Source organism: Bradyrhizobium embrapense (assembly GCF_001189235.2).
In the GTDB taxonomy this organism is placed as follows: domain Bacteria; phylum Pseudomonadota; class Alphaproteobacteria; order Rhizobiales; family Xanthobacteraceae; genus Bradyrhizobium; species Bradyrhizobium embrapense.
The window spans coordinates 483,290-497,663 of sequence record NZ_LFIP02000002.1 but is presented as its reverse complement, the minus strand read 5'-3'; the positions used below and the strand labels follow the sequence as shown (position 1 = coordinate 497,663).

The window sequence follows — 14,374 nt, the reverse complement described above, 5'->3', positions numbered from 1 at the left end:
GCTTCGCTTCGCTCGCAATGACGACATAGGCCGAGCCCCATAAACTGGGAGGATGACGCGCTGTCACCGCTGGCCCTCGCTGGCGAACCCTGATTAGATTGCATCCCGCCTGACCGGGCGCCCACCGCTGATGAGTCTCGCCGGCATGTCCATGCTTCGTCTCTATACCCGCGTCCTCGAACTGCTCGGCAAGGAGGCGCGGCTCGGCTGGATCCTCGCCGCCGCCAACATGCTGCTCGCCGGCGCGCAATTCGCCGAGCCGGTGCTGTTCGGCAAGATCGTCGACGTGTTGTCGGGCCGGCCGGTCACCGGGCTGTTCGCGACCTCCTCGGCATGGCCGCTGCTCGCGGCCTGGGCGGCATTCGGCCTGTTCACGATCGGCTGCAGCGCGATCGTCGCCTTGCAGGCCGACCGGCTGGCGCACCGCCAGCGCCAGGCCGTGCTGACCGACTATTTCGAGCACATCCTGCAACTGCCGCTGACGTTCCACTCCGGCACCCATTCCGGGCGATTGATGAAGGTGATGCTGAACGGCACCGACGCGCTGTGGCGGCTCTGGCTCGGCTTCTTTCGCGAGCATTTCGCCGCGATCATGTCGCTGATCGTGCTGTTGCCGCTCGCGCTCTACATCAACTGGCGGCTGGCGATCCTGCTGTTCGCGCTCTGCGTCGTGTTCACGGCGCTGACGACGATGGTGGTGCGCAAGACCTACGGCATGCAGAGCGAGGTCGAGGCCTATTACAGCGACCTCTCGGCCCGCGCCTCCGACGCGCTCGGCAATGTCGCGCTGGTGCAGAGCTTCGTGCGGATCGATTCCGAGGTGCAGGGGCTGCGCTACGTCGCCGACAAGCTGCTCGCGGTGCAGATGCCGGTGCTGTCATGGTGGGCGCTGGTCACCGTGATCACGCGCGCCTCGACCACCATCACGGTGCTCGCGATCTTCACCGTCGGCATCGCGCTCCACAATCAAGGGCTGACCACGGTCGGCGAGATCGTGATGTTCGTCTCGTTCGCCACCATGCTGATCCAGAAGCTCGAGCAGGTGGTGAGCTTCATCAACAATGTGTTCATGGAAGCGCCTCGCCTGCAGGAATTCTTCGACGTGCTCGATGCGGTGCCGGCGGTGCGCGACCGACCCGGTGCGATCGACCCCGGCCGGCTGTCCGGCCTCGTCGAATTCAACGACGTCTCGTTCTCCTATGACGGCAAGCGGCCGGCGATCGAAGATCTCAGCTTCACCGCATTGCCGGGCCAGACCATCGCACTGGTCGGTTCGACCGGGGCCGGCAAATCCACCGCGATCGCGCTGCTGCATCGCGCGTTCGATCCGCAATCCGGCATCATCAAGATCGACGGTATGGACATACGCGCGATGAAGCTGACGGCGCTGCGGCGGAACATCGGCGTCGTGTTCCAGGAGGCGCTGCTGTTCAACCGGTCGCTCGCCGACAACCTCCGCGTCGGCAAGCCTGACGCGACCGATGAGGAGCTGCGTACCGCCGCGACACGTGCCCAGGCGCTGGATTTCATCGAGCGCAGCGAAAAGAAGTTCGACACCCATGCCGGCGAGCGTGGCCGCATGCTGTCCGGCGGCGAGCGGCAGCGGCTGTCGATTGCGCGTGCGCTGCTCAAGGATCCGCCGATCCTGATCCTCGACGAGGCGACCAGCGCGCTCGACGCCGTCACCGAGGCCAAGGTCAATGCTGCTCTCGACGAAGTGATGAAGGGCCGCACCACCTTCGTGATCGCGCACCGTCTCTCGACCATCCGCCACGCCACCCGCATCCTGTTGTTCGACCAGGGACGGGTGATCGAAAGCGGAACTTTCGATGAACTGGTGGCGAAAGGCGGGCGTTTTGCCGATCTCGCGCGGGCCCAATTCATGGTCCAGGAGCAGGCACGCGCCGGCATCGAGACACCATAATTCTCCCGTTTCCAATTGAGACCGCTGCCGAAATTCAGCCGATTTCGTCCACGATATAATGCGCCGGCCTCTGTTCTCTGCTGCCAAGCCGGTATAGGGTTTGCATCGCCGCAAAGCGGCGCCGGACACGCTTGAAACCCGTATGTCACATCGCAAGACCTCCTTCTCGAAGGCGGGTCTCAAAGGACCGGAACCGTCGTGTATTTTCCTCGCCCGCTGCGCCCGTCGTTGAAATGGATTCTGGCCGTCGCGATGCTCGCCATCGCAACGCCGCAGATCGCGCAAGCCGAGGCGCTGCTGGTCGTCGAGGCCGATACCGGGAAGGTGCTGCAGGCCGATAATGCGACGATGCCGTGGTATCCGGCCTCGCTCAGCAAGCTGATGACCGCCTATGTGACGCTGAAGGCGGTCAAGGACGGCCGGGTGTCGCTTGATACGCTGCTCACGGTGTCGCCGACCGCCTCGTCGCAGTCGCCCTCGAAGATGGGGCTTCGGCCCGGCACCCAGGTCACCGTCGACAACGCGCTCAAGATGATGCTGGTGAAGTCGGCCAACGACATGGCCGTGGTGCTGGCCGAGGGCATCGGCGGTTCGATCGACGGCTTTGCCGGGATGATGAACGAGACGGCGCGCAAGCTCGGCATGACGCAAACCAGCTACGTCAACCCGAACGGCCTGCCCGCCGACGGCCAGATCACCTCGGCGCGCGACATGGCGATCCTCGCCCGCGCCATCATCCGCGACCTGCCGGAATACGAATATTTCGTCCACATCCCGTCGATCCGCTTCGGCCGCCGCGTCACCCAGAACTTCAACAAGCTGATCGGCCGCTATCCCGGCGCCGACGGCTTCAAGACCGGCTTCATCTGCGCCTCCGGCTACAATCTCGTGGCGTCGGCGACGCGCGACGGCAAACGGCTGATCGCCGTGGTGCTCGGCGCCTCCTCGGGCCGCATGCGCGCAATCCGCGCCGCGCAACTTTTGGATCGCGGCTTTGCCAATAACGGGCTGGCGTGGCTGCGGCCTTCGCTCGGCACCGTCGACAATCTGGTGCCGATCGATACCACCCCGCCGAACCTGCGCGAGGAGATGTGCGGCGCCAAGCACAAGCGGCCCGCCAGCGACGAGGACGGCGAAGACACCGTCGCCAGCGCCGGCGCAAGCACCAACGGCGACAGTGGCGTGAGCTTCTTCGCCTCGGGTCTGCAGGCCGCGATGCCGACAAAGCCGGCCGACATGCTGGCGCAGCCGGCAGCGGCGTCCGAACCGGTGGTGGTTTATACGGGACCGACCAAGACCGGCGCTGCGTTGATCGCCGCGGTCGAGGCCGATACCGAGAAGCTGCAGCCGGCCAAGCGCGCCAAGGGCAAGCACACCCGCGTCGCCGGCAAGAAGTCCGATGCGGCTGACGACGCCAAGGGTGACGCCAAGAGCGCCTCCAAGTCGGACAGCAAGCCGGCCGCCAAGCCGGTGCGTCACGCCAACGCCAAGCCGGATGCCGCAGCTGCGAAGCCCGCCGCGGACAAGCCGGCCGCCGCAAAGCCTGCCGGCAAGCCGGCGGCAGCAAAGCCTGCGGCGAAGCCCAAGGCTGAGAAGCCGAAGGCCGACGCCAAGCCGGCAGGCTAGGCGGAGCGCCGCCCTCTTCGAATTCCCAATGCGTCGATAGCGCGCAGCGGCTTGCCATCGGCCGCGGCATCGCTCAATACTGCCCGAAATACCGCGGCCAAGAATAATACGACCAAGGGTCGGAAAACCGGAAGCAATCCGGGACGTCAGCCAAAATTTGAGAGAGGGAATAACCATTATGGAGCGCATCTGGCTCAAGCATTATCCGGCCGGCGTGCCCGCCGATATCGACGTCACGCAATATTCGTCGCTGGTCGAATTGCTGGAAGAGAGCTTCAAGAAGTTCGCCGATCGCAAGGCGTTCATCTGCATGGACAAGGCGATCACCTATCGCGAGCTCGACGAGATGTCGACCGCGCTCGGCGCCTACCTGCAGAGCAAGGGCCTGCAGAAGGGCGCGCGGGTCGCGCTGATGATGCCGAACGTGCTGCAATATCCGGTCGCGACTGCAGCCGTGCTGCGTGCCGGCTATGCCGTGGTCAACGTCAATCCGCTCTATACCCCGCGCGAGCTCGAGCATCAGCTCAAGGATTCCGGCGCGGAAGCGATCATCGTGCTGGAGAACTTCGCCACCACCGTGCAGAAGGTGCTGCCTAACACCGCGCTGAGGACCGTGATCGTCGGCAGCATGGGCGACCTGCTCGGCCTCAAGGGCGTCATCGTCAACCTGGTGGTGCGCCGGGTGAAGAAGATGGTCCCGACCTGGTCGATCCCGGGTGCGGTCAGCTTCAACGAGGCGCTGTCGGCCGGCCGCGGCATGAAGCTCAACAAGCCGGTGCTGACGCGCCAGGACGTCGCCTTCCTGCAATACACCGGCGGCACCACGGGCGTTTCCAAGGGCGCCACGCTGATCCACCAGAACGTGCTCGCCAACGTGCTGCAGAATGACGCCTGGCTGCAGCCGGCGCTGAAGAAGCCGCCGCATGTCGAGCAGCTCTTCATCGTCTGCGCGCTGCCGCTCTACCATATCTTCGCGTTGACCGCGTGCTATTTGCTCGCGGTGCGCGCCGGCGGCGTCAATCTGTTGATCCCGAACCCGCGCGACATGGCGGGCTTCATCAAGGAGCTGTCGAAGTACCAAGTCAACAGCTTCCCGGCGGTCAACACGCTCTACAACGGCCTGTTGAACACGCCCGGCTTCGACAAGCTCGACTTCTCCAAGCTAAAGACCTCGTTCGGCGGCGGCATGGCAACGCAGAAGCCGGTCGCCGAGAAATGGCTGAAGGTCACGGGCTGCGCGCTGTCGGAAGGTTACGGCCTGTCGGAGACCTCGCCGACATTGACCTGCAACCCCGCCGACGCCGACGAGTTCTCCGGCTCGATCGGCCTTCCGGTGCCCTCGACCCACCTGTCGATCCGCGACGACGACGGCAACGAGCTGCCGCTCGGCCAGGCCGGCGAGATCTGCGCCAAGGGTCCGCAGGTGATGGCGGGCTACTGGAACAGGCCGGACGAGACCGCACGCGTGATGACCGCGGACGGCTATTTCCGCACCGGCGACATCGGCGTGATGGACGAGCGCGGCTACACCAAGATCGTCGACCGCAAGAAGGACATGATCCTGGTCTCGGGCTTCAACGTCTATCCGAACGAGATCGAGGAAGTGCTCGCGAGCCATCCGGGCGTGCTCGAATGCGCCGTGATCGGCGTGCCCGACGCGAAGTCCGGCGAGGCGGTGAAGGCCTTCGTGGTCAAGAAGGACCCCAACGTCACGGCGGAGGACATCATCAAGTTCAGCGCCACCCAGCTCACCGCCTACAAGGTGCCGAAGCAGATCGAGTTCAGGACCGACCTGCCGAAAACCAATGTCGGCAAGATCCTGCGCCGCGAGCTGCGCGACGAGAAGAAGGCCGCGGCCTGACGACAGCAAGCGGGCGTTGGATCGACATGACTGACGCCCGCATCGCGACGCCTGCCGACGTGCTCGTCTTTTGGCGTCAGGCTGGCCGCGATCGCTGGTACAAGCGCGACGACGCCTTCGATGCCGACATCCGCAACCGCTTCCTGGCCACCTGGCAGAAGGCGGCTGCCGGCGAATTGTCGTCATGGGAGGCGAGCGACGGGGGCGCGCTGGCCCTGATCATCGTGCTCGACCAGTTTCCGCGAAACCTGTTTCGAGGCGACCCCAGGACCTTTTCAAGTGATGCGCTGGCGCGCGAGGTGGCAAGGCGCGCCATTGACCGCGGCGTCGATGCGCGAACCGACCCGGAGCTGCGCGAATTCCTCTATTTGCCGTTCGAGCATTCCGAGGACCTCGACGAGCAGCAGCGCTGCGTGACGCTGTTCCGGCAGTATGATTGCCATCCCGACAACCTGAAATATGCCGAGGACCATGCCGACATCATCCGCCGGTTCGGCCGCTTCCCGCACCGGAATCGGGTCCTGGGCCGGCAGACCACGGCCGAGGAGCAGGCCTTCCTCGACGCAGGCGGGTTTTCCGGCTGATGACGGAACAGTGACTGGAGCCTTTTCCGTTCCGATTGCATCGGAACGGGGGCTCCAGATTGTTGTTTTGACGCGTTTTCTTCACGCGAACCGGTACCTCGAAAACGCTTTAGTCTCAGCCATTGCCGTTCTTCGGCGAGCCCGTATTGTGCCGTGCCGTAGCCGGGTTTAAGACAATTCCGCTTCACCGAGGGAGAACGACGATGACCATCAATGTTGGCGACAAGCTGCCGGAAACCAAGTTTCGCGTGATGACCGCCGAGGGTCCGCAGGTCAAAACCACCGAAGACATTTTCAAGGGCAAGAAGGTCGCCCTGTTCGCGGTGCCCGGCGCCTACACCGGCACCTGCCACAAGATGCATCTGCCGAGCATCTTCCTCAACGCCTATGCCTTGAAGAACAAGGGCGTCGACACCATCGCGATCGTCTCGGTCAACGACGCCTTCGTGATGAACGCCTGGAAGCGCGACACCGACCAGCGCGACGAAGCCGTTTTCCTGGCCGACGGCAATGCCGACTTCACCAAGGCGATCGGCATGGAGCTCGACGCCTCCGGCAACGGCCTCGGCATCCGCTCCCATCGCTACTCGATGCTGGTCGAGGACGGCGTGGTGAAGAAGCTCAACAAGGAGCCGGCTCCGGGCAAGGTCGAGGTCTCCGGCGGCGACACGCTGCTCGGGCAGCTGTAAGCTGACGCTTCTTCCCTTCTCCCCTTGTGGGAGAAGGTGGCGCGGATGCAATCCGCGCCGGATGAGGGGTCTCTATCCGCGGAGACAGACCCCTCAGCCGTCCGCGATGCTACGCATCGCGTCCACCCTCTCCCACAAGGGGAGAGGGAAACTCGCCGAAATTTCGGGACTCGTAGGATGGGTAGAGCGCAGCGAAACCCATCGACTTCGTGCCGTGCCTTGAGATGATGGGTTTCGTTTCGCTTCGCTCTACCCATCCTACGCAGCAGGGCTGAGTTTTCACCGCAAACTGAGCCGTCGTTGCCCGGCTTGGCCGGGCAACCGGTACGCCGCGGCCTCTCGTTTCAATCACCAACGTCTCTGGAACACTGGATCGCCCGCCTTCGCGGGCGATGACAGTTTTGGGTATGGCGATAGCCGGGATCGCCGATGCCGCCGGCGTCCTACCCCTTCAATCTCGCCATCGCCACGCCTTCGCGCGCCAGCTCGTCAGCGCGTTCGTTCTCGGCGTGGCCGGCATGGCCCTTGATCCAGTGCCAGCGCACCTCGTGCGGCTTCAGCGCGGCGTCGAGGCGTTGCCACAGCTCGACATTCTTGACCGGCTTCTTGTCGGCCGTGCGCCAGCCGTTGCGCTTCCAGCCATGGATCCAGCCGGTGATGCCTTGGCGGACGTATTGGCTGTCGGTGGTGAGGTCGACCACGCAGGGCTTCTTCAGGGCCTCCAGCGCCGAGATCGCCGCCATCAGCTCCATGCGGTTGTTGGTGGTGTGCGCCTCGCCGCCCTTCAATTCCTTCTCGACGTCGCCGAATCTGAGGATCGCGCCCCAGCCGCCCGGTCCGGGGTTTCCGGAGCAGGCACCATCGGTGAAGACGATCACATGCGGCTTGTCGCTCACGCCGCGCATCCTGCCGGCGTGATGCCGTAGTCGTTGAGACCAGCGACGTTCTGGTGGAAGCGCAGCTTGCGGACGTATTCCAGCGGATCCTTCGGCTGCACCAGCGCACCTTCCGGCACGTTGAGGAAGTCGACCAGCCGCGTCAGCAGGAAACGCAGCGCTGCGCCGCGCGCGAGCAGCGGCAGCGCGGCCTGTTCCGCCGCCGACAATTGCCGCTCGCGGCCATAGGCATTGAGCAGCGCGCGCGCCTTGGTGACGTTGAAGGAATGATCCGGCTCGAAGCACCAGGCGTTGAGGCAGATCGCGACGTCGTAGGCCAGGATGTCGTTGCAGGCGAACGGAAAGTCGATCAGGCCCGAGACCTTGTCGCCGAGGAAGAAGACGTTGTCGGGAAACAGGTCGGCATGGATCACGCCGACCGGCAGGTCTGCCGGCCACAAAGCTTCGAGATGGTCGAGCTCGCGCGCGATGAAGTCGTGCAGGCCCGGCTGCACGCTGTCGGCCCGCGCGGCGGCGAGATCGAACAGCGGCCGCCAGCCGGAAACCGACAGCGGGTTCTTGCGGACCAGCGGAAAGTCGCGGCCGGCCAGATGCATTTTCGCCAACGCCTCGCCGACGCCTGAGCAATGCGCGACGTTCGGCCGCCGCGGCCACATGCCTTCGAGGAAGTTGATGATCGCCGCCGGCCGGCCGGCGAGCCGGCTGGTGACCTCGCCCTTGCGGTTGCGCGCCGGCTGCGGGCACGACACCCCGCGCTCGGCGAGATGCGCCATCAGAGACAGGAAATACGGCAGGTCGTCCTCTGCCACGCGCTTTTCATAGAGCGTGAGGATGTAGGCGCCCTGGCTGGTGTGCAGCAGGAAGTTCGAATTCTCGACGCCCTCGGCGATGCCCTTGTAGGAGAGCAATTCGCCGATGTCGTAGCTCTTGAGGAATTCCGCGAGGTCTTCGGCGGCAACGTCGGTGTAAACCGCCATATGGTCTATTCCGCGGCGGCAGCGTCGGGCCGCAGCGAACGCGGCAGCGGGAAGAACTCGTTCTCTTCCGCGGCCGAGACCGTCTCCACGTGAAGCTCGAAGCGCTCGGCGAAGGCGCCCATGATCTCCTCGACGATCACTTCCGGCGCCGAGGCGCCCGCGGTGATGCCGAGGCTCTTGATGCCTTCGAAGCGCGCCCAGTCGATGTCGCTGGCCCGCTGCGCAAGAATCGCAATGGGGCAGCCTTCGCGCTCGGCGACCTCGCGCAGGCGTTGCGAGTTCGACGAGTTCGGCGCGCCGACCACGATCAGGGCATCGACCACCGGTGCCACCTTCTTCACCGCGAGCTGGCGATTGGTGGTGGCGTAGCAGATGTCTTCCTTGTGCGGACCGTTGACGTTCGGGAAGCGCTCCTTGAGCAGCGCCACGATCTCCGCGGTGTCGTCGATCGACAGCGTGGTCTGAGTCACGAAGGCGAGGTTGTCGGGGTCCTTCGGCACGAAGGTTTTGGCATCCTCCGCGGTCTCGATCAGGGTCACGGCGCCCTCTGGCAGCTGGCCCAGAGTGCCGACCACCTCGGGGTGATGGGAGTGCCCGATCAAAAGGATCTCGCGGCCGCGCTTGAAATGGATCGCCGCCTCGCGATGGACCTTGGTCACCAGCGGGCAGGTCGCGTCCAGCGAGAAGAAATTGCGGGATTTGGCCTCGGCCGGAACCGACTTGGGAACGCCATGGGCCGAAAATACCACCGGCGCGTTGGTATCGTCGGGGATTTCGGCCAATTCCTCGACGAAAATGGCGCCTTTGGTCTTCAGGCTGTCGACCACATACTTGTTATGGACGATTTCGTGCCGGACATAGACCGGTGCACCATAAATGGTGAGCGCGCGCTCGACCGTATCGATGGCACGGACCACCCCGGCGCAAAAGCCGCGGGGGGAACAAAGCACGATTCTAAGATCGGGTTTTTTCGCTGACATCAGGCTGTCTCGGGGCAATTTCGGGACCGAATCACCCCTCGCCGGGCGGGCGGGGAACGGCCAGTTAGGATAAGGACTTGGGACTGCTTTCGGGCGCTGTCAAGGCGATTTTGCTGGCCCATTGCGCCATTCCCCCCGGAGGGCTTATATAGGCCCTATAATTCCCGTCATCGCCGATGACTACCAGCTTCGCCTCGACAGAGGTGGGCGAAGCACAAAGGAGATTTGCCATGAGCAACGCACCGCTGATGCCGAAGGCGACTGCCGTGTGGTTGGTCGACAATACCGCCCTGACGTTCGATCAGGTGGCCGATTTCACAAAAATGCACCCCCTGGAGGTGCGCGCCATCGCCGACGGCGACGCCGCCCAGGGCATCAAGGGCATGGACCCGATTTCCAACGGCCAGCTGACCCGCGAGGAGATCGAGCGCGGCGAGCGGGACCAGAACTACCGCCTCAGGCTCCAGGAGAGCAAGGTGGTGCTGCCGACCGCCGCCAAGAAGAAGGGCCCCCGCTACACCCCGGTGTCGCGCCGCCATGAGCGGCCGAGCGCGATCCTCTGGCTGGTGCGCAACCACCCCGAGCTGAAGGACGCCCAGATCATGCGTCTGGTCGGTACCACCAAGACCACGATCGCCAGCGTGCGCGACCGCACTCACTGGAATGCCTCGACCCTGACCCCGATGGACCCGGTGACGCTCGGCCTGTGCTCGCAGATCGAGCTCGATTTCGAGGTGCAGCGCGCCGCCAAGGAGAAGCCGACCACGACCGTCTATGGCGGCGCCACGCTGCTGCCGGCCTCCGAGACCACGCGCAAGGACGAGCTCGACGATCAGCCGATCGAGCGGCACGACGATCTCAATGTCGATGCCGTGTTCGCCAAGCTGAAGACGATCGGCGGCAAGAAGGCCGACGACGAAGAATAAGCGCCGGCTGGTTTTCGCGAAGACCGGAATACGAAACGCGGCAGGGCAACCCGCCGCGTTTTTTGTTCTGACCGCGCGTGACCGTGATGGCACGAGCGGCGCGCCGATAACGGGTTTCGCTCACCCGAACGAGAATCGCCGGTGGGCGAAGTCGAGCAGCGGGCGTTCGAAATATCGATAGCTCAGCGCACACAGGGCGAACGTCAGCGCGAGTGCGGCGAAGGTCAGCGAGATGCCGGCGAGGCTCTCGACCGTCCTCGGTTGATGCAGCACGGCGAACAGCAGGTACACGATGACGTGGTGGGTGAGATACGCCGCGTAGGACGTCCTGGCGAAGAAGTTCGCGACCGAACCGCGCAGCAGTGCGAGTTTTGGCGAGCCGCGATTTTCGAGTACGACGAACAGCAGAGAACCGAAGAAGATCTCGACCTGGGTGTGCGAGAACGCCACCGACCAGCGCTTCCATCCGAACAGCCACAACAGCGGGAGCGACATGCACGACCATTTGAGGATGGCGGCGACGCGTCTGGAGACCTCGGCATCCGGCTTGCGATAGAGGCGCCACCAGGCGATCAGCGCGCCGACTGCAAGCGAATCGATCCTGAATTGCGGCAGTACGTACCAGCCATAGGCGTCCGGCAGCGCGCTATCGATCAGGCGCCCGATCGGGCAGATCAGGATCGGCACGAGCAGGATCGCGAACAGCCGCTCGGACGGGATGTTCCGGACCAGCAACGGAAACAGCAGATAGAACTGCTCCTCTATCGCGAGCGACCAGGTCACGGCCAGAAAGTAGGCGCCGTCGGTCTGGGCCCTGGCCATGCCGAAATTCTGCAAGCCGAACAGATACAGCCAGCCGGGCACACCCCTGGTGTCGAACAGATCAGGGCTTAACGAAAAATACCAGCCGATCAGGGCGCAAGCGCACATCAGGTAGTAGAGCGGCCAGATGCGAAACGCGCGCCTGCCATAGAAGGCCGAGTAATATCGTTCGGCCGCGCGGTGGCGCAGCAGAATATCCGTGATGAGATAGCCGGACAGAATGAAGAACAGGTCGACGCCGAACCGGCCGACATGCAGCAGCTTCCACGGCCAATTTTCCGGCCCGTCCGGCGCGCCGAAATAGTGCCAGATGACGACGATCAGCAGCGCGATCGCGCGCAGCCCGTCGAGCTCCTCGATCCTGTCACGTTGCAACGCGAGCTCGCCTTCCACAAGCACAGGACCCGGTCTCATCCAAAAGGGCCGCGCATCATCGCATGCGGCGCGCCGATAGCTTAAGGGAATTCGGCCCGGCGCCTAATGGCGGTCCGGATTGTTCATCATGTATTCGCCAAGATCGCGCTGCCGCCGATCGGTGCGGGCTTCGGCGTTCTGGCGCTGGACGTCGCGATCCTTGCGGCAGGCGACGTAGTCGGGCGAGCCGACCGCGACCTTGCCGCCGGCCTGGCAGTATTGATCGTCGTCCCCCATACTCTCCGCGATCGGCGATCGGCCGCGCTCGAGGCAGCCTGCCAGCAGCGGCAGTGCGAGCAGCAATGCGAGAGGCGCGCGTGCGGAAATGGATCGCATCCGGTGGTCCGTATCTTGTGGGACATTGGTGTTGGAGACGCCGGGATGACCCGGCAATCCATCAAAATCAAGGCCATTTTGCTTCCGATGGGTTTTGCGGGCGAGCAATGGCGCTTGTCCATTGATTGATATCGCCCCGGGGCCAACCCTCTCCCACAAGGGGGGAGGGAGCCTGACCCGCGTGCTCACCTCACGTGATGCAGCGCCAACTGCACGCCCTGAACTTCGCCTACGTAAGGCGGCCAACGGCGGAAGGGTTCCCTCCCCCCTTGTGGGGCGAGGGTCAGGGAGAGGGGTGGCCACACGGGCGGTTTATCCGGAAGCGCGCAAAGCGTCCAACGACGACGCTACGCCTTGCCCTTCAACGCATCGCCGATTTCGTCGAGCACCTTCGGATCCTCGATGGTTGCCGGCATGGTCCAGGACTCACCGTCGGCGATCTTCTTGATGGTGCCGCGCAGGATCTTGCCGGAGCGCGTCTTCGGCAGCCGCCCGACCGTGATCGCAAGCTTGAACGCTGCGACCGGGCCGAGCTTGTCGCGCACCAGTGCCACGACTTCCTTCTCGACCTGATCCGGCGCCTTGGTGACGCCGGCCTTCAGCACCAGGAAGCCGCAAGGCACCTCGCCCTTGATCGCATCCTTGACGCCGAGCACGGCACATTCGGCGACGTCGGGATGCGAGGCGAGGATCTCCTCCATGCCGCCGGTGGAGAGCCGGTGGCCGGCGACATTGATGATGTCGTCGGTGCGGCCCATCACCCAGACATAGCCGTCCTCGTCCTTGTAGCCGGCATCCGAGGTCTTGTAGTAGCCGGGGAATTCCGAGAGATAGGCCTCTCTGAAGCGATTGTCCTGCTGCCACAGCGTCGGCAGGCACGCCGGTGGCATCGGCAGCTTGATCACGATCGAGCCCATGGTGCCCGCGGCGACCGGCTTCGCCGCCTCGTCGACGATGTCGACCTGATAGCCCGGCATCGGCACGGTCGGCGAACCGTGCTTGACCGGCAACATGCCGAGCCCAACCGGATTGCCGGCGATGCACCAGCCGGTCTCGGTCTGCCACCAGTGATCGATGACCGGCACCTTGAGCTGCTGCTCGGCCCACTCCACCGTCGGTGGATCGGCGCGCTCGCCGGCGAGGAACAGCGTGCGGAAGCGCGAGAGATCGTAGCTCCTGAGCAGCTTGCCTTCGGGATCTTCCTTCTTGATCGCGCGAAACGCTGTCGGCGCGGTGAAGAAGGCGACCGCCTTGTGTTCCGAGATCACGCGCCAGAAGGCGCCGGCGTCCGGCGTGCCGACCGGCTTGCCTTCATACATGATCGTGGTCGCGCCGTGGATCAGCGGGCCATACACGATGTAGGAGTGGCCGACCACCCAGCCGATGTCGGAGCCGCACCACCAGATCTCACCGGGCTTCACACCGTAGAGATTCTCCATCGACCATTTCAGCGCGACGAGATGCCCGCCATTGTCGCGCACCACGCCCTTCGGGATTCCGGTCGTACCCGAAGTGTAGAGGATGTAGAGCGGATCGGTCGCGCTGACCGGCACACAGGGCGCGGCCTTGCCGGCGTCGAACGCGGCGCTGCGCAGCGTCGCCCAGTCGTGGTCGCGGCCCGCGGTGAGTTCGCACGCCTGCTGCGGCCGCTGCAGGATGATGCAGGTGCCGGGCTTGGTGCCGGCGAGGCGGATCGCCTCGTCGAGCAGCGGCTTGTATTGCACGATGCGGCCGGGCTCGATGCCGCAGCTCGCCGAGAAGATCAGCTTCGGCTTGGCGTCGTCGATGCGGGTCGCGAGCTCTTTCGCCGCAAAGCCGCCGAACACCACGCTGTGCACAGCACCAATCCGCGCGCAGGCCAGCATCGCAACGACGGCCTCCGGCACCATCGGCATATAGAGGATGACGCGGTCGCCCTTGGCCACGCCGAAATCCTGCATCACCGCGGCGAGCGCCTGCACTTCCTTCAGGAGCTCGGAATAGGTGAACCTCGTGATCGAATTGGTGAGCGGGGAATCGTGGATCAGCGCGACCTGGTCGGCGCGGCCGCCGGCGACATGGCGATCCAGCGCGTTGTAGCAGGTGTTGACCACGGCCCCGGCGAACCAGCGTCCGTACGCGCCGATCGACGGGTCGAAGATTTTCTTCGCCGGCTCGATCCAGTCGATCTCGCGCGCCGCTTCCGCCCAAAAGCCCTCGGGGTCTCGAAGCGAGCGGGCATACACCTCATGATACCGGCTCTGCTGCTGGACGTTCATTGCGCTTCTCCCTCGCCTCCATCGTCGTGGTCAAACATGACGGACATGTTGGCTCTCTTTGGCGGTCATTGTCATGGGCGC

General features: G+C 64.5%; 12 protein-coding genes. 6 read left to right on the top strand and 6 right to left on the bottom strand.

The genetic code is table 11. The features are described from left to right. The first annotated feature begins 145 nt into the window (after positions 1-145). From AKN83_RS09745 to AKN83_RS09725, 5 genes are all read left to right on the top strand, one after another. Entirely contained in the window at positions 146-1,924 is a 1,779-nt protein-coding gene (locus AKN83_RS09745; protein WP_050405568.1) for a glucan ABC transporter ATP-binding protein/ permease, read from the top strand. Between the two features lie 252 nt (positions 1,925-2,176). After that, positions 2,177-3,550 carry a D-alanyl-D-alanine carboxypeptidase family protein gene (locus tag AKN83_RS09740; protein ID WP_430641537.1) on the top strand — a complete coding sequence of 458 codons (1,374 nt, stop codon included), beginning with the start codon at positions 2,177-2,179 and terminating at the stop codon, positions 3,548-3,550. 178 nt (positions 3,551-3,728) lie between these two features. Further along, a complete protein-coding gene (locus AKN83_RS09735) occupies positions 3,729-5,411 on the top strand; it encodes a long-chain fatty acid--CoA ligase (RefSeq protein WP_050405539.1) in 1,683 nt (560 codons plus the stop codon). 26 nt (positions 5,412-5,437) lie between these two features. Beyond that, positions 5,438-5,995, top strand: coding sequence for a DUF924 family protein (locus AKN83_RS09730; protein WP_050405540.1), 558 nt, complete (start codon positions 5,438-5,440; stop codon positions 5,993-5,995). Between the two features lie 203 nt (positions 5,996-6,198). Beyond that, on the top strand, positions 6,199-6,684 hold the full coding sequence (locus AKN83_RS09725; RefSeq protein WP_050405541.1) for a peroxiredoxin: 486 nt from the start codon (positions 6,199-6,201) through the stop codon (positions 6,682-6,684). Positions 6,685-7,127: 443 nt separating this feature from the next. Here the strand turns inward: AKN83_RS09725 and rnhA are convergent, their stop codons facing one another. The 3 genes from rnhA to ispH are packed head-to-tail and all read right to left on the bottom strand — an operon-like array spanning position 7,128 to position 9,537. Beyond that, positions 7,128-7,589, bottom strand: a complete 462-nt coding sequence (gene rnhA / locus AKN83_RS09720; RefSeq protein ID WP_171947839.1) for a ribonuclease HI — start codon at positions 7,587-7,589, stop codon at positions 7,128-7,130. Next, positions 7,577-8,557, bottom strand: a complete 981-nt coding sequence (locus tag AKN83_RS09715) for a homoserine kinase (protein WP_050405542.1) — start codon at positions 8,555-8,557, stop codon at positions 7,577-7,579. The genes rnhA and AKN83_RS09715 overlap by 13 nt, the downstream gene beginning before the upstream one ends. 5 nt (positions 8,558-8,562) lie before the next feature. Next, positions 8,563-9,537 (bottom strand): 4-hydroxy-3-methylbut-2-enyl diphosphate reductase, encoded by a 975-nt coding sequence (gene ispH, locus AKN83_RS09710; protein ID WP_050405543.1) that lies wholly within the window; start codon positions 9,535-9,537, stop codon positions 8,563-8,565. A gap of 230 nt (positions 9,538-9,767) precedes the next feature. On the opposite strand from ispH, the gene AKN83_RS09705 reads away from it, so the two are divergent. Further along, positions 9,768-10,463 carry a DUF1013 domain-containing protein gene (locus AKN83_RS09705; protein WP_050405544.1) on the top strand — a complete coding sequence of 232 codons (696 nt, stop codon included), beginning with the start codon at positions 9,768-9,770 and terminating at the stop codon, positions 10,461-10,463. A gap of 120 nt (positions 10,464-10,583) precedes the next feature. Here AKN83_RS09705 and AKN83_RS09700 read toward each other — a convergent pair whose 3' ends face one another. The 3 genes from AKN83_RS09700 to AKN83_RS09690 form a co-directional block, all read right to left on the bottom strand. Beyond that, on the bottom strand, positions 10,584-11,660 hold the full coding sequence (locus tag AKN83_RS09700) for an acyltransferase family protein (protein WP_172803515.1): 1,077 nt from the start codon (positions 11,658-11,660) through the stop codon (positions 10,584-10,586). A gap of 102 nt (positions 11,661-11,762) precedes the next feature. After that, positions 11,763-12,035 (bottom strand): hypothetical protein, encoded by a 273-nt coding sequence (locus AKN83_RS09695; RefSeq protein ID WP_063270690.1) that lies wholly within the window; start codon positions 12,033-12,035, stop codon positions 11,763-11,765. Positions 12,036-12,382: 347 nt separating this feature from the next. Beyond that, positions 12,383-14,293 carry a propionyl-CoA synthetase gene (locus AKN83_RS09690; protein ID WP_050405546.1) on the bottom strand — a complete coding sequence of 637 codons (1,911 nt, stop codon included), beginning with the start codon at positions 14,291-14,293 and terminating at the stop codon, positions 12,383-12,385. Positions 14,294-14,374: the final 81 nt, after the last annotated feature.